The organism is Acinetobacter sp. YH12252 (assembly GCF_013417365.1).
Classification (GTDB): Bacteria; Pseudomonadota; Gammaproteobacteria; order Pseudomonadales; family Moraxellaceae; genus Acinetobacter; species Acinetobacter towneri.
Genome location: NZ_VPEA01000012.1, coordinates 28,905 through 48,785, shown reverse-complemented (window position 1 = coordinate 48,785; position 19,881 = coordinate 28,905). Strand labels below are relative to the sequence as shown.

The 19,881-nt window shown below is 42.2% G+C and carries 22 protein-coding genes; 12 read left to right on the top strand and 10 right to left on the bottom strand.

Features of this window, described 5'->3' with window-relative positions:
• Positions 1-212: 212 nt before the first annotated feature.
• From miaB to ybeY, 3 genes are read left to right on the top strand one after another with little or no spacing between them, the layout of a single operon-like run.
• The gene (miaB, locus tag FTV28_RS11200; protein WP_168418537.1) at positions 213-1,667 is read left to right on the top strand and encodes a tRNA (N6-isopentenyl adenosine(37)-C2)-methylthiotransferase MiaB; all 1,455 of its coding nucleotides are present in this window, start codon (positions 213-215) and stop codon (positions 1,665-1,667) included.
• A 39-nt stretch (positions 1,668-1,706) separates the two neighbouring features.
• A complete protein-coding gene (locus tag FTV28_RS11195; protein ID WP_004976193.1) occupies positions 1,707-2,780 on the top strand; it encodes a PhoH family protein in 1,074 nt (357 codons plus the stop codon).
• Between the two features lie 43 nt (positions 2,781-2,823).
• Positions 2,824-3,306: an rRNA maturation RNase YbeY gene (gene ybeY, locus FTV28_RS11190; RefSeq protein WP_004976192.1), complete on the top strand. Its 483-nt coding sequence runs from the start codon at positions 2,824-2,826 to the stop codon at positions 3,304-3,306.
• Between the two features lie 212 nt (positions 3,307-3,518).
• Here the strand turns inward: ybeY and FTV28_RS11185 are convergent, their stop codons facing one another.
• The gene (locus FTV28_RS11185) at positions 3,519-4,376 is read right to left on the bottom strand and encodes an energy transducer TonB (protein ID WP_171062604.1); all 858 of its coding nucleotides are present in this window, start codon (positions 4,374-4,376) and stop codon (positions 3,519-3,521) included.
• Positions 4,377-4,651: 275 nt separating this feature from the next.
• Here FTV28_RS11185 and FTV28_RS11180 point away from each other — a divergent pair, with 275 nt between their 5' ends.
• The 4 genes from FTV28_RS11180 to FTV28_RS11165 all read left to right on the top strand — a co-directional run bounded on the left by FTV28_RS11180 (position 4,652) and on the right by FTV28_RS11165 (position 7,552).
• Entirely contained in the window at positions 4,652-5,326 is a 675-nt protein-coding gene (locus tag FTV28_RS11180; protein WP_004976182.1) for a hypothetical protein, read from the top strand.
• Positions 5,327-5,471: 145 nt separating this feature from the next.
• Entirely contained in the window at positions 5,472-6,185 is a 714-nt protein-coding gene (locus FTV28_RS11175) for a DUF3108 domain-containing protein (protein WP_179990496.1), read from the top strand.
• A gap of 128 nt (positions 6,186-6,313) precedes the next feature.
• Positions 6,314-6,889 (top strand): xanthine phosphoribosyltransferase, encoded by a 576-nt coding sequence (locus tag FTV28_RS11170; protein ID WP_004976172.1) that lies wholly within the window; start codon positions 6,314-6,316, stop codon positions 6,887-6,889.
• 261 nt (positions 6,890-7,150) lie between these two features.
• Positions 7,151-7,552, top strand: coding sequence for a hypothetical protein (locus FTV28_RS11165; RefSeq protein ID WP_179990494.1), 402 nt, complete (start codon positions 7,151-7,153; stop codon positions 7,550-7,552).
• Between the two features lie 58 nt (positions 7,553-7,610).
• Here the strand turns inward: FTV28_RS11165 and FTV28_RS11160 are convergent, their stop codons facing one another.
• On the bottom strand, positions 7,611-7,802 hold the full coding sequence (locus FTV28_RS11160) for a hypothetical protein (protein ID WP_179989432.1): 192 nt from the start codon (positions 7,800-7,802) through the stop codon (positions 7,611-7,613).
• A 568-nt stretch (positions 7,803-8,370) separates the two neighbouring features.
• Complete coding sequence (gene wrbA / locus FTV28_RS11155) at positions 8,371-8,967, bottom strand: NAD(P)H:quinone oxidoreductase (RefSeq protein WP_167846439.1); 597 nt, start codon at positions 8,965-8,967, stop codon at positions 8,371-8,373.
• 114 nt (positions 8,968-9,081) lie between these two features.
• Here wrbA and FTV28_RS11150 point away from each other — a divergent pair, with 114 nt between their 5' ends.
• On the top strand, positions 9,082-10,329 hold the full coding sequence (locus FTV28_RS11150; protein ID WP_178866098.1) for a YihY family inner membrane protein: 1,248 nt from the start codon (positions 9,082-9,084) through the stop codon (positions 10,327-10,329).
• Between the two features lie 146 nt (positions 10,330-10,475).
• On the opposite strand, the gene FTV28_RS11145 is transcribed toward FTV28_RS11150, so the two are convergent.
• The 6 genes from FTV28_RS11145 to FTV28_RS11120 form a co-directional block, all read right to left on the bottom strand.
• Positions 10,476-11,414: a DMT family transporter gene (locus FTV28_RS11145; RefSeq protein WP_179990491.1), complete on the bottom strand. Its 939-nt coding sequence runs from the start codon at positions 11,412-11,414 to the stop codon at positions 10,476-10,478.
• Between the two features lie 166 nt (positions 11,415-11,580).
• Positions 11,581-11,985: a biopolymer transporter ExbD gene (locus tag FTV28_RS11140; protein WP_004976158.1), complete on the bottom strand. Its 405-nt coding sequence runs from the start codon at positions 11,983-11,985 to the stop codon at positions 11,581-11,583.
• Positions 11,985-12,608: a MotA/TolQ/ExbB proton channel family protein gene (locus FTV28_RS11135; protein ID WP_096901723.1), complete on the bottom strand. Its 624-nt coding sequence runs from the start codon at positions 12,606-12,608 to the stop codon at positions 11,985-11,987. Before FTV28_RS11135 ends, FTV28_RS11140 begins: the two co-directional genes overlap by 1 nt.
• A 20-nt stretch (positions 12,609-12,628) precedes the next feature.
• A complete protein-coding gene (locus FTV28_RS11130; RefSeq protein ID WP_179990489.1) occupies positions 12,629-13,420 on the bottom strand; it encodes an energy transducer TonB in 792 nt (263 codons plus the stop codon).
• 261 nt (positions 13,421-13,681) lie between these two features.
• Positions 13,682-14,548, bottom strand: a complete 867-nt coding sequence (gene purU, locus FTV28_RS11125; RefSeq protein WP_004976151.1) for a formyltetrahydrofolate deformylase — start codon at positions 14,546-14,548, stop codon at positions 13,682-13,684.
• Between the two features lie 91 nt (positions 14,549-14,639).
• A complete protein-coding gene (locus tag FTV28_RS11120) occupies positions 14,640-15,341 on the bottom strand; it encodes a TetR/AcrR family transcriptional regulator (protein WP_004976150.1) in 702 nt (233 codons plus the stop codon).
• A 117-nt stretch (positions 15,342-15,458) separates the two neighbouring features.
• Here FTV28_RS11120 and FTV28_RS11115 point away from each other — a divergent pair, with 117 nt between their 5' ends.
• From FTV28_RS11115 to FTV28_RS11100, 4 genes are all read left to right on the top strand, one after another.
• Positions 15,459-16,907, top strand: coding sequence for a coniferyl aldehyde dehydrogenase (locus tag FTV28_RS11115; protein WP_004976148.1), 1,449 nt, complete (start codon positions 15,459-15,461; stop codon positions 16,905-16,907).
• A 163-nt stretch (positions 16,908-17,070) separates the two neighbouring features.
• The gene (gene rpmB, locus FTV28_RS11110; RefSeq protein WP_004976147.1) at positions 17,071-17,307 is read left to right on the top strand and encodes a 50S ribosomal protein L28; all 237 of its coding nucleotides are present in this window, start codon (positions 17,071-17,073) and stop codon (positions 17,305-17,307) included.
• 16 nt (positions 17,308-17,323) lie between these two features.
• The gene (gene rpmG, locus FTV28_RS11105; RefSeq protein WP_004976146.1) at positions 17,324-17,479 is read left to right on the top strand and encodes a 50S ribosomal protein L33; all 156 of its coding nucleotides are present in this window, start codon (positions 17,324-17,326) and stop codon (positions 17,477-17,479) included.
• Between the two features lie 158 nt (positions 17,480-17,637).
• Positions 17,638-19,353, top strand: coding sequence for a cation:proton antiporter (locus FTV28_RS11100; RefSeq protein ID WP_179990487.1), 1,716 nt, complete (start codon positions 17,638-17,640; stop codon positions 19,351-19,353).
• 191 nt (positions 19,354-19,544) lie between these two features.
• Here FTV28_RS11100 and FTV28_RS11095 read toward each other — a convergent pair whose 3' ends face one another.
• The gene (locus FTV28_RS11095) at positions 19,545-19,823 is read right to left on the bottom strand and encodes a hypothetical protein (protein WP_131261040.1); all 279 of its coding nucleotides are present in this window, start codon (positions 19,821-19,823) and stop codon (positions 19,545-19,547) included.
• Positions 19,824-19,881: the final 58 nt, after the last annotated feature.

Here is a 19,881-nt window from a genome sequence, read left to right as displayed (position 1 = left end):
ACCCAAGTTGTGTTCTGTTATGTAACCTTATGATTAGACACTATTAATCTTGAAATCAATCTTCCAACAATTTTACTTCACATTTCAAGTATGTGATGCACGGATTAAAGGCTGTCAGTTTATCTTGAATTCCTGCTAAAATACGCCCCTCTGTTTTATCTACTCCGTTTATTTTTATAAACGAACTCGTGAATTATCTCTTAGGAGCCTACATGACGGTTCAAACCTTCATCCCGAATGGTGCCCAAGCTGCCTCAGAAAACACTGTTACCCAGCCACAGCACACCCCAGCCGACGGTTCAGTTAAAAAACTGTATATCGAAACGCAAGGGTGTCAGATGAATGAGTATGACAGTCACCGTATGGCAGACCTTTTGGGCGACTCGCACGGCTATGTGCTGACCAGCAACCCTGCCGATGCCGATATTTTGCTCATGAACACCTGTTCAATTCGTGAAAAAGCCCAAGAAAAAGTATTTTCTGAATTAGGACGTTGGCGCAAGCTTAAAGAAAAAAATCCTGATTTGGTCATTGGTGTAGGCGGTTGCGTGGCTTCTCAAGAAGGCGACAACATTCAAAAACGCGCACCGTATGTGGATATGATTTTTGGCCCACAAACCTTGCACCGCTTGCCACAAATGCTTGATCAGCACCACGATCAAGTTGAAAAACCAAAGAAAGAAAAAATCAAACTGGTGGATATTTCTTTCCCAGACATCGAAAAATTCGACTTTTTACCTGAACCGCGTGTTGAAGGGTTTAAAGCTTTTGTGTCGATTATGGAAGGCTGTTCAAAATACTGTTCTTTCTGCGTAGTGCCTTACACGCGCGGTGAAGAAGTTTCACGTCCTTTAGATGATGTCTTGGCTGAAATTGCAACTTTGGCCGAAAAAGGCGTGCGTGAAATTAGCTTGCTCGGTCAAAACGTAAATGGCTATCGCGGTGAAACTTTTGACGGTAAAATTTGTACTTTTGCCGATTTACTGCGTTTGGTTGCCGAAGTACCTGGCATTGGACGAATTCGCTACACCACATCACACCCGCTTGAATTTAATGATGATTTAATTCAATGCTACCGTGATTTACCGCAAATGGTGTCGCATTTACACTTACCTGTACAAAGTGGCTCAAACGATGTGCTACAAGCCATGAAGCGTAACCACACCATTGATGTGTATATCGACAAGATTGCCAAATTACGTAAAGTGCGCCCAGATATGCATTTATCTAGCGATTTTATTATTGGCTTCCCTGGTGAAACCGATCAAAACTTTGAAGAAACTTATCAGTTTATTCAAGAGATGGATTTTGACCACTCGTACAGTTTCATCTATTCAAAACGTCCAGGTACGCCTGCATCTGAACTTGAAGACACCACACCTGAAGATGTGAAAAAAGAGCGTTTGGCCAAAGTCCAACAATGGATCAAACAATCGAGTATTGATAAGACCGATGCCATGCTGGGTACGGTGCAACGTGTCCTGATTGAAAATGTTTCCGACAAAGACCCGAACATTTTAGTGGGTACGGCCGACAATACACGTTTAGTAACATTTATTGGTGACCCTGCTTGGGTCGGACGCTTTGCGGAGATTGAGATTACCGAGATTAAAACTTTGAATTTAGTTTACGGTGAACTCTTGAATCTTGAGCCTGACGTGGCGTAATGTAGGAGCTAAAGTCCAATAACAGATTAAGGAATTCTCTTGACTGCAGCGATTCGACGTACAGTAACTTTTCCTGGCATTTCAATGGAACGTCTAAAAAGCATGCTCGGTGCTTATAACGGACATTTGAAACAAATCGAACAACGTCTAGACGTCCAAATTTCTCATCGTGGTGACGCCTTTTTTATAGATGGGGAAATTGATGCAGTTGAACGAGCCGAAACACTCTTGCAACGCCTGCATGAAGAAGCGGAAAGCTCTGCACAAATTAGTGCAGACACGCTCCACATGATGATTCAGGGCAGTCAGACTGACCGTGAATTACAATCGGATGATGGGCAAGAGCATACTGGATTGGATGCTGTTTGGTTGCAAACCCGCAAAGGGCGCATTAATCCACGCGGTGCCAACCAAAAGCGTTATGTGCAACGTATTTTGCAAAGTGATATTTCATTTGGTATTGGCCCTGCAGGTACAGGTAAAACCTATTTGGCTGTTGCCGCTGCCGTAGATATGTTGGAACGCAATGAAATCCAGCGGATTCTATTGGTGCGCCCTGCGGTTGAAGCGGGTGAAAAACTGGGCTTCTTACCGGGTGATTTAACCCAGAAAATTGACCCGTATTTGCGTCCCCTTTATGATGCCCTGTATGAAATGCTCGGCTTTGAAAAAGTTGCTAAGCTGATTGAACGTCAAGTGATTGAAGTTGCACCACTGGCGTATATGCGTGGTCGTACCCTCAACCACTCTTTTGTGATTTTGGATGAAGCCCAGAACACCACGCCTGAACAGATGAAGATGTTCCTGACCCGTTTAGGGTTTGGTTCACGTGCAGTGATTACCGGTGATGTGACTCAGGTGGATTTACCACGTGGTCAGCAGTCTGGTCTGGCACATGCCTTACGTGTGATTGATAAAATCCCTGAAATTCATATTACTCGTTTCCATTCTCGTGATGTCGTGCGTCACCAGCTGGTTCAGAAAATTGTTGAAGCCTATGAAGGCTGGGACAGTGAGCAACAGCGTTTAAGTGCCGAAGCGCGTGCAGAACGTAAAGCGCGCCAGGAAGCATTAATTGCGGAAAATGATGCCGCAGCAGATGCACAGCACTAATCGCTGTGCGCTCTGCAACCTACTGAAGTATTAAGGATTCATTTTGAAATTAAGTCTCAGCCTGCAACAGGACATTCAAGCGCCTGAGCTGGTGTTAAAACGTGCCTATCTGAAAAAAGTAGTCGAAACCACTTTAAGACATATAGACACCCAAAGTGATTGTGAAATTGGAATTGCCTGTGTCGATCATGCCGAAAGTCACAAGCTCAATCTGGAATATCGCAAAAAAGACAAATCTACCAACGTCTTGTCTTTCCCAAGCGATTTACCCGATGAAATGGCACAAGTTTTGCCGAGCTTCCCTATTGGGGATTTGGTAATTTGTATTCCTGTGGTTTTACAGGAAGCTGCAGAACAAGCCAAAACACCATTAGCGCATTTCACTCACATGCTAGTACATGGCACGCTGCACCTTATGGGCTATGATCATGAAACCTCAGATGAGGATGCCGAAGAAATGGAAGCTTTAGAAGTTGAGATTCTTGCCAAGTTGGGTTTGGATAATCCATACATGGAAAGAGATTGAATTTTAAGTTTTAGAAAATCATAAAAATAGCGGGCTAAGGCTCGCTTTTTTGTTTAAAACTACTCCCTCCCAATGGGAGGGAGAACATTCATTAGAGTCCCATGATTGCTAAATACCAGAAGAACATTGCTGCGTAAAGCAGAGAGTAGATTCTTGTTACTTGTCCACAAAGTCCTCTCTCCCTTTGGGAGAGAGCCAGAGAGAGGGAAAAACTAGCGCACCTCAAACTCAGCTTCAGCAGGGTCAAAACGCCACGTCCGTACAATCCGCAATTCAGAAATATCTTTCATTTTGGCATCAAATGCACCAAAAGGTGCGGCTTTACGCACCGAAGCTTTGGCTGCTTCATCTAGCATGGCATGTCCTGAACTTTCAATTAAACGAATGGCACGAATCCCACCATTGTTGTTCAAAATCACCATTAAACGTACTTCGCCTGCCAAATTCTGTGCTTTGGCTTGTTCTGGATAATAACGGTTACCATAAAATTCGACTTTTTGACGGAATTTTTCCATATAACCAGCGGTGTTGTCTTGCTTGGCCTGAATCCCATCGATGGTTTTAATTTTTTGCTGACGGCTAAAATTTTGTTGGCGTTGTAAATATTGCGCTTCAATACTAGCGACCATGGCAGCCTTAGCTTGGAATTGGCTATTCAACTCCTGCATGGCTTTTTTGCGCTGATTTTCTGCAGCCTGTTTTTGCCAACTGAGCGTGGTCATCAATACTTTTTCTTCAAAGTTTAATTCACGCTGTTGCTGCATACGCTCTAAACTTTCCAATTGCTGCTCCCCTGCACTTTGTTCAGTCATGGGTGCAGGCATATCACTCGACATGCGATGTTCTTCACGGAACGTACCTGAACCTTGCTGATCGGCTTGGGCTAAGAAATCTGCATCTTCAACTTTTGCATCGCTCATGCGTACCGATACCGCAATCTCTTTGACCGCAGCATCGCTTTGTTGCGGTGCAGCAAACTGCACGGCCAAAATTAATGCGTGCAATACAGCAGCCACCAGCAACGCTGCAGCAAAAATAGGATCTTTCCACCAATCTTGCGTAGAAGGCATCAATTGAATTTTTTTTAGCATCACATTAATCCGACAAAACGTCTGATTCCCCAAGCCGCCAAATGCGGTATAAACTAAAGAGCATATTACTTTGCTCAGTTTTTGCTTTTCTGCAAAACTGCGAAGTTCATCAAAAAGCTGACTACTGAGCCTTAAAATCTTAAAAATGGTGCAACTTATTTTGCTAAACTGCAAGCTTCTATGCCTGTATTTTTAATACAATTCGACAAAATATTTGTATCTGTAAAGAATGAATGAACGACTTGGACGGCCGTATGCAAACCCTGATCACCAATATCTCTCAACGTATCCGTCAAGTGTACCAAAAAGCGGAAGGATTTATTGAGGATGAACGTGAATTTCCATTATCTCAGGTCTTCTTAAATGCGACTTTTCAGCGCTTTGTGACCGATAATGTGAAAATGTTGCAAGATCTGCACGCAGACTTACACGACGACTGGTTACGTCTTTATGCAACCCTAGATTACAACGGCTTGAACATCACTCTGTCTGTCGATTTAAAATTAGTACAGATGGAATTGAATAAAGATACTCAGCTGATTGTGTTTGAACAAATTAGTGACACGCAGGTGATTGAAGCAAGTTATCCAAGTTTTTTGCATAAAATCGCTGTGAAGTGCGCTTTATTTTACTATCAAAAAATACGCAATGATGACCCTTTAGGCATGATTTTAGAAAAACTCAAAGTCATTAAAGTCAAAGATGATTTGCTGCATTTAGATTTAAATCGCTGGTTGGGCAAAAGCCGCTCTATCATTGACACACTCAGCAAAGTTCATGTGAATCATGCGGTATTACGTGAAGCGGAATTGGTGCTCACTGGCAACGTCAATTTAACGGCGTTGTTCCGCAAAATGTCTGAAGAAAGACTAGAAGATGTGGAAGAATCTCTTGCAGATACGCAAGTCACACCGCTGAAACAAAAATAAAGCTAAGCTGAAACTTTAGAAGAGAATACATACAGGAAAACTACACAAGCCGCATAATTCCTAATTTTCTCTTCATATTCAACGCGTATAATGGCAACAAGCAAGCAAATTGCATCTCCCTACATACAGAGGAAATATCTCAGCAATGGCAAATCATGTATTGAAAAAAATGGGTATGGCAGCCGGTGTGTCTACAGCACTGTTTTTGGCTGGTTTCTCTAGCCAAACATTTGCCATGAGTCCTTTCCAAGCCAGTTATCAATTTAACTACAATGGTAAAAACTTAGGTTCTGCAACACGTACTTTAAGCCAAACAGGTAACCAATGGAGTTATGTGTTTGCTGCCAAAGCAGGCGTGATTGCCTCTGCTACAGAAACTAGCCATTTTAGTTTTAATAATGGCAAAATTGGCTCATCTAGCTTTAGCCGCAGCAGTAAGATTTTGGTGCATAACAACACCATGAGTATTAACTTCAATCCTTCGGCGAAAACCATTAACACCAAAAAGGACAGCGACACCCGTTCTTTTGCGTGGAAAGCGGGCGTGTTGGATGAGTTGAATGCGGAACTGCAAATCCGTGAAGACTTAAAAAGTGGCGGTTTAAAATCGAGCTACTATATTGCCGATAATAAAGAGGTGGAATCACGTCGCTTTATTAAGCAAGGTTCAGAAAAAATCAAAACCAGTTATGGTACTTTTGATACCATTAAAGTGGTGCTGAAACACAACAAACCAAACCGTGATACGATTTTCTGGTTGGCACCAAAACTTGACTACTTGCCTGTCAAAGTTACCCACCAAGACAAAGACAAGTCTTATGGATTATTACTCACAGGCTATAAAGGCCCGACCAACTAATTTAGAATATAACTACTGAGCAAAGCTTGGCAGTTATTCACCATTTGGTAAATTGTTCTTGCATTTTTTCAGGTGCTTTTTAAAATACGCTTTTGCTTTGAAAAGCACCTGCTCTTGAGGATTCTCCCGTGCATGCACTAGAACAGAAAATTTTAGCCGAAGGTATCGTTCTATCTGAAGCGGTTCTAAAAGTCGACTCTTTCTTAAACCATCAAATTGACCCTGTGATGATGCAGCAAATTGGTCAAGAATTTGCGCGTTTGTTTAAAGATGCAGGCATCACCAAAATTATTACCATCGAAGCTTCTGGCATTGCACCAGCTGTGATGGCAGGTTTAGAGCTTGGCGTACCTGTAATTTTTGCACGTAAATATCAATCTTTAACCTTAAAAGATGATTTATACCGCTCTAAAGTATTTTCATTTACCAAGCAAACTGAAAGCACGATTGCCATTTCAAACAAACATATCAGCGCGAGCGACAAAGTCTTGGTGATTGATGACTTTTTGGCAAATGGTCAAGCTGCACTTGGTTTGGCAGATTTAATCCATCAAGCGAATGCAGAAGTCGTGGGTATTGGGATTGTGATTGAAAAATCATTCCAACCGGGTCGTGAATTATTGCTTGAAAAAGGCTATCGTGTTGAATCATTGGCACGGGTAAAGTCTTTGGCAAACGGTACTGTTGAATTTGTACGCGATTAAGGTCGATTAAAACTGATGTTGTTTCATCATTTAGACCTTATGATCAAAGAGTGCTTAGGCGCTCTTTTTTATGCTTTTTTTCAAACTTAAACAACTCATTTACATATATTGAATTTACAAAATAGCCGCGCTACGCCATTCTGCACTTGAAATAACAGTGATTCAGCAGTCTAGTTTTTCTGATTGCAGCTCTAGACAGCACTTTTTAGATCGTCTGCGTGCATTGATGCATGCGGCATGAGCATAAGGCAATTTACAGTCATGACACAAGACAATCCGTTGATGCAACACAGTATCGTCTGTCCAAAATGTGGTTCAACTCAAGTTGAAAAACGCAACCATGAACAAAACTTACAAAAAATTGGTGGCGTGTTATTAGGCTCTGCAGGTACAGCAGCAGGTACTGTGGGCGGCGCAGCTTCGGGAGCTTCTATTGGTGCGGCAATTGGTACAGCCGCAGGGCCATTGGGCGTGATTATGGGCGGCACCATTGGAACATTTGTCGGGGCAATTAGCGTGGGAATCACAGGTGGTTTTCTTGGGCATCGCTTTGGTAAAAAAGCAGGTGTAATTGTTGATCAGAATATTTTTCTAGATTTTCAATGCCTCAAATGTAAACACCGCTTTAAAGAAAAGTTGAAACAGCCAAGCAACTCTAAGTAACCCTAAATCAATTTCAAAAAAAGTGCTGCACATTGCAGCACTTTTTGATTGCATCTTTTTATTTTGCAGTGCTGCTTGCAGAAGTCATCACAGTTTTTTGTGCCGCTAAATACTGTGCTTCCGCAGGTTGTTTTTCAATACGTTGTTCTTCTGAAAAACTCAGACTATGCACAATTTCAGTCGCTGCAACACTCGACCATGAACACCCTAAACTCATTAGACCTAACCCAATCAGCATCCACTTATTCATTTTCACTTTCCTCAATCTCTCATTTTTACAGCAGTCCGTTGTGCTCAATACATTAGGGTCTGTTGACAATTCGTCTATGTTTGCGGCATGAGAGATATATCTCGCAAGGTTTTTTAGCTGATATAAGGCATGGGACAGGAAATTTAGTCATTCTAAATGACTGGCACATAACGCAATAGCAGCAAAAAATATGCTCGCCCCGAAAGGCTGTGGCTAAAACTTTCTCAGATTGCGTTATGAAACTTAGCAATAATCTCGCTATTCCTTGCGTTTCATGCCTGATCTGCTCAGTTTTAGCCTACAGCGCAAGCCATTTATGAAATGTCAACAGACCCTAGCCTGCAAAAAAATGCTGCGTGAACCGTGACAGAAAACTCTGCTTTTAAAGCGGTTATTAGACGTGAAAAGAGAAAAACTGAATATCACTGCAAATGGTGATTTTAGGTGAAAAGTAAACTTATTTTTTAGCACGCTCAATGCTACATAAGCCAATCGAATTCAAGTACAAAAGATAAAAGCGTAAAACGATATCCACATTTTACGCTTCATCTTAATTAAAGAAAGAATCTCACATGCCCTGTAATTTTTTTACCATTTCACCTAGGCGTTGTCCTTGCGCTTCACAAAGGATTTTTTCATCCTGACTCAAAGCCTGATCGTGGCGCGGGCCGCTCACATGCGTTGCACCATACGGCGTACCGCCCGTTTTGGTATTTGATAAAGCAGGATGCGCATTATGCAATCCCATAATCATCATTCCGTGGTGAAACAATGGCGGCAACATGGTCAATAAGGTACTTTCCTGTCCACCATGCATCGAACCCGATGAGGTAAAAACGCAGGCAGGTTTATTGTGCAATGCGCCATTCAGCCACAGACTAGTGGTTTGATCCCAGAAATATTTCATTTCAGATGCCATATTGCCAAAACGTGTAGGTGAACCTAAAGCCAAACCTGCACAATTGGCCAAGTCATCCAAAGTACAATAAATATCACCTTCGGCAGGAATACTTGGCTCGGCTTGTTGCACCACGGTCGAGATATTTGGCACAGTTCTTATTTTAACGGGCATGCCACTAGCCTCTACCCCGTTGGCAATTAAATATGCCATTTCTTTGGTAGAACCATATTTACTAAAGTACAAAACCAGAATATATGCTTGCATCATGCTAAGAAATCAGACTAAAAATGAAAACTATACGGTATTTTGCTGCTTTTTTGGTTAAGCTTAACCATGAAAACAGATAAAGATGATTAAAAAAGTTGAGACAGCCACTGTATGATCGTTGAGTATTTAAAGAAACTGCCTTTTTATGACAAACAATGGTTTCAATTTGTCTTATTTGTGCTGCGTCGCTTTGAAGCAGATCGCTGCCGTGAACAAGCAGGCTCTTTAACCTACACTACCCTGTTTGCCGTTGTACCTATGCTCACCGTATTTTTGGTGATCATCTCATCCATTAAGGCACTCGAACCTGCACGGCAACAATTACAACAACTGATTTACAGCAACTTTTTACCTAAAACCACCATCGCCTTTGATAAAGCCTTAAATGCCTTTACCGACAAATCTAGCAACTTAACCGTCATCGGGATTTTGTTTTTATTCGTGACCACGGTGATGATGCTGACCAGTATTGAAACTGTGTTTAACCGAATTTGGCGGGTTAAGGAAACCCGTGGCGGCATTATGGGTTTTATGCGTTACTGGACCATTATCTCATTAGGCCCTATTTTACTGGGCAGTGCTTTTGTCATTTCCTCAACTTTGGCATCTATGAATGTGCTGAGTAATAACTTTGCAGGTTATGAACTCAATGGCGCATTTATTTTATGGCTGATTTCATTTGCCCTAACCATTTTAGGTTTTTTTATTCTGAATTGGACCATTCCCAACCGCAGTGTACCTATTAAAGCCGCATTAATTGCGGGGGGTTTCAGTGCTGTTGTATTTGAATTTTTGAAAAACCTGTTTGGTTTTATTATGTCCAACTTCACCAGTTATGAAATTATTTATGGTGCTTTTGCTGCCGTACCTATTTTCTTACTGTGGATTTTCCTGTCTTGGAATATTGTGCTGTTAGGTGTTGAAATTAGTTATGCCTTGACCGCTTTTGAAGCCAGTCGCGAAAAAAAATGCCATCCGCTGCTCATGCTATTGGACTTACTGGAATTGTTTTACAAAAAACAAATGCGCGGAGAAAGTGTCACTGAAGCTGAAGCCTTAGATGTATTGGGACGTAATGAAATTGGGCGCTGGCCGTCTTATGTGCTGATGCTAGAACAACAAAATTTAATTAAACGTACTGAAAATGATGAATTTGTTTTGGTGCGCAATTTATCTCAGGTAGATTTTTGGAGTTTTTATTCACAGCTACCGTATTCATTGCCACGTCGTCAGGACTTGGCCAATGTCTATCCTGATGATGAATGGATGCAAAAACTTGGCCCCGTACTCAGTGAAACCGATGACTATTTGGCTGCCAAATTGTCGATTCCGCTCTCTAAGATTTTTGAAGAAAAATAATCTTGTACGCGCTCGCTAGATTTTAAATATCACCCATCTTCAAATTTAAACCCGTATTGAGCTACTAGGTTATTTGAAGATGATTTTTACAAGACAACATTGCTGATGTTGAGTCTTGCTCAAGTTCATGGAAAAGCTGCAAATACTTATTTTCTTTTTAGTACTTGGGTTTTATGTTTAAACCAACATTGAGCATTCACCATCAACACCCCCAGCATGACCAAAACAGCCCCAATCATAAAACTTTGGCTCAAGCTTTCATTCAACAACCATACACCAAACAATACGCCAAATAATGGCGTTAAAAATGAAAACACGCCTAAACTGGATGCTAAATATTGTTTCAGCAACCAAAACCAAGCGAGATAGCTAATAAACGAAATCAATACCGCATGAAAAATCAAACTGCCTATGGCTAAGGCTGTCCAATAAATTTCAGCCTGTCCCATCCACCATGCCATCGGCAGTAAAATCAAAAAACCACCCATCAATTGGTAAAACAACGTTTGTGTTGCAGGAGCTTCCGATAAACGACTTAAACGTACCGCAACAGTTGTGGCTGCCCAAAGTATGCCTGCACTCAGCGCAAGTAAATCGCCAAAAAGCATGTGACTGAAGTTTTGGTGGCTCTCTTGTTGCACAGTATCACGCCATAAAAAAGTCACCGCTATGCCAGCAAAAGACAACAGAATCCCGCCCCATTGCAAGCGAGATAAACGCTCTGCAGGTAGTTTCCAATGCAACGCTAAAGCCACAAAAATAGGCGCGGTATATAGTAAAACCACCACATGCGACGCAGAAGTATATTGAATCGCCTGCCCTAACATAAAAAATTCTGCGGCAAATAAAATACCCACCAATATGCCTGCAGGCAGATATTCAGTCGAAGCCCATTGTGTATTTCTTGCAAGCAATAACAAAGGCAACACCATCACAGCAGACAAGCCTGAACGCAGTGCCAATTGCATCAAGGGTGAAATATCTGCCGCAGCAACTTTTAGCACCACTTGTTGCAGACCCCAAAAAACACACAAAATTAGCATCATACTGCTGGCTTTTGCATCAAGTGCTTGGCGTGAACTCATGGCTGAACCTGATCTGAGATAAAAAATAGACTTTAAAGTAAGCAGCGGACTCAACCTAAATCTTTTGGATATTCAACATCATTGAGTACTTGAGGAGTTTTGGCATTATGCGCGACTTTGCATAAAAAAAGCGACCTAAATAGATCGCTAATTTTTAAGGATTAACTTAATCATCTGTTGCGAAAGCAATATCACTGAGTCCGGCTTCACTCGCACGTGACATCACTTGCGCCACAGTATCATAACGCGCATCTTTATCTGCTCTTAACACCACGGTTGGCTGTTGAGCTTGCTGACTAGCATCATTAAAGCGGGTTTGCAACTCATCTAAACTAATGATTTGATCATCCCACGCCACTTCACCATTGGCATTGATACTGACCTGAATTTGCTCAGGCGGTAAATCAACAATTTCTGCGCTGGTTTGCGGTAAGGTTAATGGTATAGAAGGGTTGGCAACGGTCGCTGTCACCAAAAAGATGATCATCAATACCAACATAATGTCGATCAGGGGAATAAGGTTCATCTCATTCATGCCTGAATCGTTGTCTTCACCCAATTGAAAAGCCATTAAACCTGACCTCCCACTAAACTTTGTTGTGTTGCATTCACTTCAGTTCTTTGAACAGAAGAATCTTGTTGCAACATGGTGTCAATCAACAAACTATGTGCATGATCTTGCAAATTTGTAGATAAGGTACGGTTCACACGCGAACAAATGTTGTAAGCAATCACGGCAGGAATCGCCACCGCCAAACCGAAGCCCGTCATAATCAACGCTTCACCAACAGGCGTTGCCACTTGAGCCAATCCCGCCTGACCGCTTTTTCCAACCGCAACGAGTGCATGGAAAATACCCCAAACTGTACCAAACAAACCCACAAACGGTGCTAATGACGCAATTGTACCCAGTACCGATACGCCTTTTTCTGCCGATGCTTTTTCTACCGAAATTTGACGCAATAAGGCTTGCTCAGCAACCGCTTTACGCTGCTCAAAATTTAAGGGCACCAGTTTTGCTTTAAGCTGATTTAAAGCCTGTGACAGTTGAGCATAAGCTTGTTGCTTCAATTGGCGCGTGCCTATCAAACGTAATGCGAAGATGGTCCATGTCGCAATCGACATCGCCAATAACACGAAATACAGCGTTTTGCTGACTGCATCTGCGTGTTGCCAATAGACGGAAAAGTTCATACTCGAACTCCTGTTGAAGGTTAGCCGTTAGGGTTCAATGTCAATTCAAAAGGCTGCTCAGCACGAATTGGATAAGCCACGCCATTTTCTTTGTACGGTTTGAATTTTGCACTACGCACTGCGCGTAAAATATTTTGATCTAAAGCAGGTACACCACTAGAACGCGTAATTTGAGCATCGGTGATCACGCCTTTTTCATTGGCTTCAATCCGAACCACCACGTTACGGGTTTCTCCCTGTAAATCACGATTGGTATAAGAAGGTTTTGGAGAACGACTCCATTGCACGCCTGAGCCGCCAATCGACACTGTTTTTGGAGCAGAAGGTGCGACAGGAGCAGGTGCTGGCGCAACAGGTGCAACTGTCGGTTTCGGTGCAGGCTGTACCACTTTAGTTTCAGTCACCGTTGCTACAGGTGCAGGTTGCACCACACGTTCGACTGGTTTTTCTACGGGCTTCGCCACGGGTTTAGGGGCTTCTGCTTTTTTAACTTGCTGTACTTTTTCTACTTTTTTCGGTGGCGGTGGCAACGGTTTTTCTACCACAGGCACTTCTTTTACAGGCTGAGGCTTGGGTTTTTCAGGCTGTGGTTCAGCCTTAGGTTGCGGTGGCAACGGTTTAGGCTGTTCTTGAATTTTTACAAAGCGTACTTTTAAAGGTTCTTTTTCTATGGGCTTTAAGGTCGGAGTTTGCATTTGCCCCAATGCCCACAACACACCGACATGACCTAATGCAACAACAGCTAAAGCCGTCACAACTTTCTTTTTCATGGCATTGGGCATTTGTAGCATAGCGTTGGGAGATTGGTTCATTAAAGTCAGCGACCTTCAAAAGCAATTGCCAAACCATCACAGTTCCGAACGATCAAACTGATCGGTTAGCACAATTAAAGTAACGCAATAATAAATGAGAAGTGTTTTCATTTGCAACTATTTTTTAATAACAAACGTGAATCATCCAATAAATTTGCTATTTTAAAAACAGTTTAAATAAATGTTATAACATTACAATTTTAGCATAAAAAAACATGCCATGTCGGCATGTTTTAATTCGATTTTTAGATAGCTTTTACCCTATTGAAATACAACAGTTTTGTTGCCATCTACAATAATACGGTCTTCCAAATGCCATTTAACTGCACGTGCCAGTACATTACGTTCCACATCCTGACCCAATTCACGCAGTTGATCTACCGTAAAGTCGTGGTTTACACGCTCTACATCTTGCTCAATGATCGGACCTTGATCTAGGTCTGCTGTTACATAGTGTGCAGTTGCACCAATCAGTTTTACGCCTTTTTCATAAGCTTGTTTATATGGATTTGCGCCCACGAAAGCAGGCAGGAATGAATGGTGAATATTGATCACTTTCATTTCCCACTTAGAGACAAACTCTTCATCCAAAATTTGCATATAACGCGCCAATACCAACAAATCATTGCCTTGCATCAATTCATCAATTTTAGCGTAAGCTTCACGTTTATTTTCTTTATTAACAGGCACTACTTCAAACGGAATACCAAAGTTTTCTACCGCTTCACGCAAGGTGTCATGGTTCGACACCACTTTGGTAATTTCACATGGTAAACCACCACGTGAATGACGCCATAATAGTTCGAGCAAAGCATGATCAACTTTAGACACCAAAATGCCGACTTTTTTCACATCGCTGACCAAAGCCAAACGCCATTGCATTTCATAACGCTCTGCCACGTTAGAAGCAAAGGTTTGCAATAAGCTTTCTTTACGGCTTTGCAAGTGATCCAGTTCAAACTCAACCCGCATGAAATAACGCCCGCCCTGAGCTTCTGTTGCGTATTGATCAAGCGCGGTAATGTTGGCTCCTTGATGATACAAAAAGCTCGATACAGCCTGCACAATACCTGGCTTATCTTCACAGGTAATCAGTAAACGTGCAGTATTCGCAGTCGTCATATTCATGTTGTTTTTAGTCACTACTTGGTTAAATTGAAAAACAAGCCGAGTATTCTAGCGCGTTTCTCAGACATTCTAAATAGCCATTCTCAGTCTCTTAGTCGGCTTGAGTATTTTTACTGGATGATAAACTCTCAAACAGTTCAGATGTGCCTAGTGTTTCTAGTAAACGCTCATAGGTTGCACGACTTTCACCCCGTAAATATGCCCCTTCAAGGAACAGCATTTGACGTAAAGCCTGCCAAATCCATTTTTCTTCCAAATGGTTTGAATCGGTAATGTGACCCGACATATATAAGAAGTTCGTCCAGTTGGTCAGCACAATCCAAATATTGATAATCAAGGCTTCAATTTCTGACTCAGTCATTTGCATCAGACCCGCATCCACAAAGGCCTGATAAATTTTTTGTCCCTGCTGCATGACCTGTCCTGCAAAACGTGGATACATTTTGCGGAAATCTTCATTGGTTTCGACCAAATGATAGACATCACGATGCAAAAAACGATAAGCCCACAGCTGACTACTGAGAACCTGAAAATAACGAATTTTGTCATTGGCATCTAAGCCACGATTTTCAGGCAAAGCCAGCATTTCTAAAGTTTCTTGCTGATATTGTTCCATCAGCTCTTTAATAATTTCGTTCTTATTGCGGAAGTGGTAATACAAGTTTCCTGGGCTCATGCCCAGTTCTGCCGCAATATGATTGGTTGTTACCGAACGCTCACCACGCTCGTTAAACAATTGCAAACTCAATTGCAAAATACGTTCTTTGGTTTTCAACGTTTTGGTTTGAGACATCCTAAAAACAACCATTCTTTAAAATTTGGGGGGCATGAAAACATAAAGTCACTTGACTGATTAGAGTAAATACTCTAAAAATTAACTTATATTGCTTTTATTGAATGGTAACATGCCATGAACAGTCAAACAAAAACAACTTCAATGACCCCACATTCACCCGATTTACAACGTCTGGATGATATTTTGGCATTGCAGAAATATGCCTATCAGCGTCATCCTGTCCCAAGTGCCAAAGAACGCATTGAACGCTTAGCCCGCTTAAAACGTGTGATTGTGAAATATCAGGATCAATTTGCCGAAGCCATTAACCGTGACTATGGCAACCGCGCCATTGCAGAAACCAAAATTGGTGAATTACTTACCTGCTTGGAACATATCAAATATTACAGCAAAAACCTGACCGACTGGATGAAGCCATCTAAACGTCAGGTTGGTATTATCCACCAACCTGCAAAAGCATGGGTACAGTATCAACCTTTAGGGGTAATTGGCATTATTGCACCTTGGAACTATCCGCTGCTGTTGTCTTTAGGCCCACTGATCTGTGCTTTGGCTGCAGGCAACCATGCCATGATCAAAATTTCCAGTGCTTCTGCGCATTTTGGTAAAGTACTGGAAAACGCCATGAGCGAAGCATTTCCACAGGAATTGGTGGCAGTAATTAATGGCGGCGGTATTATTTCCGATGCGTTCTGTCATTTGCCTTTTGACAAAATTATTTTCACAGGCTCTACCGAAGTCGGCAAAACTGTAATGGCTGCCGCGTCACAAAACCTTGTGCCTGTCATTTTAGAACTAGGTGGAAAATCCCCTGTTTTGGTGCATCCATCTAGCGATATGGTCGATGTAGCGCAGCGTATTGCGGTAGGTAAACTCTGGAATGCTGGACAAACCTGTGTTGCACCCGACTATATGTTCTTGCCTAAAGGCAAAACTGCCGAATTTATGGAGCATTTCGAGCAATTTGTGACCGAAATGTATCCGCATATTCGTGATAACCAAGACTACACTTCTATTATTAATGACAAACAATATCGTCGCTTACAGGGCTATTTAGAAGATGCACGTGAGCGAGGTGCAAATATTATTGAAATTAATCCGCAAAGTGAAAATGTGGCTGCAACCCGTAAAATGGCACCAACGGTACTGACCAATGTCAGTCCAGACATGCAAATTATGCAAAATGAGATCTTTGGTCCAGTCCTGCCAATCTTAGAATATGAACAAATTGATGATGTAATCGAGTTTATTAATAGCCGACCGCGTCCTCTTGCTTTATACTATTTCGACTTTGATCAGGCGCGTGCCGACTATGTCGCACAGCGAACCCATTCAGGGCATTTCGGACTCAATACTGTATTGACCCACGTTGCACAAGATGACTTACCATTTGGTGGTGTTGGTGCATCGGGCATGGGGAAATATCACGGTCCAGAAGGTTTTTTCAGCTTGTCACATGAACGGTCGGTAATGTCTAATCCGAAGCTTTACAGCTTGAAGTTCATTCTCCCCCCATTTGATAAGCCGATTCATCGATTGATTTCGAAGACGCTTCTTCGTTAACTGATCAAGGCATGAGCTATCAAACACGCTCATGCTGTTTTTGAAGAAAATCGCTTGTCTTTTAAGCGTATTTTTGATATAAAACGCCCCTTGAATGAATTCATCCGTTTATTTTTGACTGGCCATACAGATTTGCTGTTGGCTAAATCAATGGAGTTACACCATGTCTAAGGTTTGCCAAGTTACCGGCAAGCGTCCAGTCGTTGGTAACAACGTCTCACACGCCAACAACAAAACTAAGCGCCGGTTCGAGCCGAACCTGCACAACCACCGTTTCTGGTTAGAAAGCGAAAAACGTTTCGTACGTCTTCGTTTAACCACTAAAGGTATGCGTATTATCGACAAATTGGGCATTGAAAAGGTTGTTGCTGACCTTCGTGCTCAAGGTCAAAAGATCTAAGTAAGGAGTCAGGACAATGCGTGATAAGATTCGCTTAGTTTCTACAGCTGGTACAGGTTATTTCTATACCACTACTAAAAACAAACGTACTATGCCGGAAAAAATGGAAATCAAAAAATTTGATCCAAAAATCCGTCAACACGTAGTTTTCAAAGAAGCTAAAATCAAATAATTTTAGCTTTTTTAAAAAACGACCTTATTCAGGTCGTTTTTTTTTGCACTTTTTTTGCCTCACTTGTTAAAATTTCCTCGTTTTCTTTTTTGGCACTATTTGTGCTTGTCTTATTTCAGTCTTTTGACCGCACCTTCACCATGGCTTAGGAGTTTCTCGTGCCTCATGATGTAGAACTCATCATCTTACTTGCCGTTGGTTTTAGCTTGGCACTGGTATTTGGCTATATCGCTGCGCGCTTACGCCTTCCACCGCTTATGGGCTATCTGATTGCAGGTGTCATCATTAGTCCCAACACACCGGGCATTGTGGCAGATATTCATCTTGCCAACCAATTGGCAGAACTTGGGGTCATGTTCCTCATGTTCGGTGTTGGCATGCATTTCTCGCTAAATGATTTAATGCAGGTACGACGCATTGCTTTGCCTGGTGCAGTATTGCAGATCGCCGTGGCGACCCTGCTCGGTGTAGGCGTGTCGATGATGTGGGGTTGGAGTTTTGGTTCTGCCTTAATTTTTGGCTTGAGTCTGTCTTGTGCCAGTACCGTTGTGCTCTTAAAAGCATTGGGTGATCGTGGCCTGCTCGACTCCGTGAACGGTAAAATTGCCGTAGGCTGGTTGTTAGTTGAAGACTTAGTGATGGTCTTAGCATTGGTGCTTTTGCCTGCCACAGCTGTATTACTGGGTGGACAAGCTATCGACAATGCCAGTGATGAAAATATTTGGCTAACACTCGGACTGACTTTATTAAAAGTTTCAGGCTTTATTGCCTTTATGCTGATTGTTGGCAAACGCCTTGTGCCCTTCATTATGCAAATTGTGGCTCGCTTAGGCTCGCGGGAACTGTTTACCCTGACTGTGGTCGCTGCTGCGGTATCAATTGCCTTTGGTGCTTATAAAATCTTTGGCGTGTCGATGGCACTTGGGGCGTTCTTTGCGGGGATGGTGGTCAAAGAATCTGATTTCAGTCATCGCGCCGAAGAAGAAACTTTACCCTTACGTGAAATTTTCTCCATTCTATTTTTCGTTGCTGTGGGCATGCTGTTTGACCCGCGTATTCTGATAGAAGAACCACTGCACGTTTTAGCGGTCGTCGGCATTATCATGGTGGGTAAAACCATTGCAGCCATGGCATTGGTCTTGTTCTTCCGCTATCCACTCAATACAGCCTTGACCGTAGGCGCGAGCTTGGCACAAATTGGTGAGTTTTCCTTTATTTTGGCAACGCTAGGTGTATCTTTACAACTGCTGTCACTAGAAGGACAAAACCTGATTTTAGCAGGCGCACTCATTTCAATTACCCTCAATTCCTTTGTTTTTTCTGCGATTGAGCCTGTGCAAAACTGGATTCGGGAACGCTCTTATTTGGCGCGTTTGCTTGAACGCAGCAATGACCCTTTAGCCATGCTGCCCGATGAAGTTTCTCAAGATTATTTACGTGATCAGGTGGTGATTGTTGGACATGGTGAAGTCGGACGCCGCATTACTAAAAATTTAATGGCTGAGAATATTAAGGTCGTGATTGCGGAAGAAAACCGTGAAATTGTCGAAGACTTACGCGAAAAAGGCATTGCTGCAGTCAGCGGCATTGCCACAGAAGCGGGTGTACTGATTCAGGCACATATTCAACATGCACGACTACTCGTTCTCTCGCCTATGGACATTCTGGATATTCATAAAATTGTGGATATTGCCAAAACCCTAAACCCTGAAATTCAGGTTTTGGTATGTGCAGAAAGCAAAGCCGAAGCGGAAGTAATTCGTAAAGACAACATTGGTGAAGTGTATTTTGCCAAAGAAGAAATGGCGAAAAATATGAGCAATTATATTTTAAATCAAATTGAAATTGCCCATCATCAGCCACCAACGCATTGAGCATCATTCATCTAAAACCCATAGCCAAAATCACAAAAAGCGCACCGTTTAAGCTGCGCTTTTTTTGTTGACGTATAGATTGGCTTTCATTGTGTTGATGAAAAACTATCTAATAATGTCCATGATTTTAACCAAAGCAGATAGACAATCTATTCATTAAAGATAGCTCATCACCGAAAGACCTTTTCGGATTAACTCATAAATTGCGGCTGTTCATCCACAATTTCGGCATGCCATTCATTGACCTGCTTTTCCAACAAGCCAAATAATGCCGCCTGAATCATGTGCTGTGCCACAACAGCCGTCTGATCGCCCAATATGGCTTTGACTTCGTCATTGAACTGGATTTTGACCAATGGCTCTTTCTCTGAGCCTGCATTACGCAATGCCAACTCGCCACCTTCAAGCTGAACCAGCTCTAAAATTGCTTCCTGATTACCAAATAATTCTTTCAATTGCTCTATAGACATATATCCTCCATGCTCGACATGGCGGCAAAGGCGCTTGCACTTTGCATCGTTCAGAATA

What these genes read in the sequence shown, in the direction of transcription:
- rpmB (WP_004976147.1), top strand. Translation starts at nt 17,071, where the DNA reads ATGTCTAAGGTTTGCCAAGTTACCGGCAAGCGTCCAGTCGTTGGTAAC.
- FTV28_RS11185 (WP_171062604.1), bottom strand. Translation starts at nt 4,376, where the DNA reads ATGCCTTCTACGCAAGATTGGTGGAAAGATCCTATTTTTGCTGCAGCG.
- FTV28_RS11095 (WP_131261040.1), bottom strand. Translation starts at nt 19,823, where the DNA reads ATGTCTATAGAGCAATTGAAAGAATTATTTGGTAATCAGGAAGCAATT.
- FTV28_RS11165 (WP_179990494.1), top strand. Translation starts at nt 7,151, where the DNA reads ATGACACAAGACAATCCGTTGATGCAACACAGTATCGTCTGTCCAAAA.
- FTV28_RS11160 (WP_179989432.1), bottom strand. Translation starts at nt 7,802, where the DNA reads ATGAATAAGTGGATGCTGATTGGGTTAGGTCTAATGAGTTTAGGGTGT.
- FTV28_RS11150 (WP_178866098.1), top strand. Translation starts at nt 9,082, where the DNA reads ATGATCGTTGAGTATTTAAAGAAACTGCCTTTTTATGACAAACAATGG.
- miaB (WP_168418537.1), top strand. Translation starts at nt 213, where the DNA reads ATGACGGTTCAAACCTTCATCCCGAATGGTGCCCAAGCTGCCTCAGAA.
- FTV28_RS11140 (WP_004976158.1), bottom strand. Translation starts at nt 11,985, where the DNA reads ATGGCTTTTCAATTGGGTGAAGACAACGATTCAGGCATGAATGAGATG.
- wrbA (WP_167846439.1), bottom strand. Translation starts at nt 8,967, where the DNA reads ATGCAAGCATATATTCTGGTTTTGTACTTTAGTAAATATGGTTCTACC.
- FTV28_RS11115 (WP_004976148.1), top strand. Translation starts at nt 15,459, where the DNA reads ATGAACAGTCAAACAAAAACAACTTCAATGACCCCACATTCACCCGAT.
- FTV28_RS11180 (WP_004976182.1), top strand. Translation starts at nt 4,652, where the DNA reads ATGCAAACCCTGATCACCAATATCTCTCAACGTATCCGTCAAGTGTAC.
- FTV28_RS11175 (WP_179990496.1), top strand. Translation starts at nt 5,472, where the DNA reads ATGGCAAATCATGTATTGAAAAAAATGGGTATGGCAGCCGGTGTGTCT.
- FTV28_RS11120 (WP_004976150.1), bottom strand. Translation starts at nt 15,341, where the DNA reads ATGTCTCAAACCAAAACGTTGAAAACCAAAGAACGTATTTTGCAATTG.
- FTV28_RS11130 (WP_179990489.1), bottom strand. Translation starts at nt 13,420, where the DNA reads ATGAACCAATCTCCCAACGCTATGCTACAAATGCCCAATGCCATGAAA.
- FTV28_RS11135 (WP_096901723.1), bottom strand. Translation starts at nt 12,608, where the DNA reads ATGAACTTTTCCGTCTATTGGCAACACGCAGATGCAGTCAGCAAAACG.
- FTV28_RS11145 (WP_179990491.1), bottom strand. Translation starts at nt 11,414, where the DNA reads ATGAGTTCACGCCAAGCACTTGATGCAAAAGCCAGCAGTATGATGCTA.
- rpmG (WP_004976146.1), top strand. Translation starts at nt 17,324, where the DNA reads ATGCGTGATAAGATTCGCTTAGTTTCTACAGCTGGTACAGGTTATTTC.
- purU (WP_004976151.1), bottom strand. Translation starts at nt 14,548, where the DNA reads ATGAATATGACGACTGCGAATACTGCACGTTTACTGATTACCTGTGAA.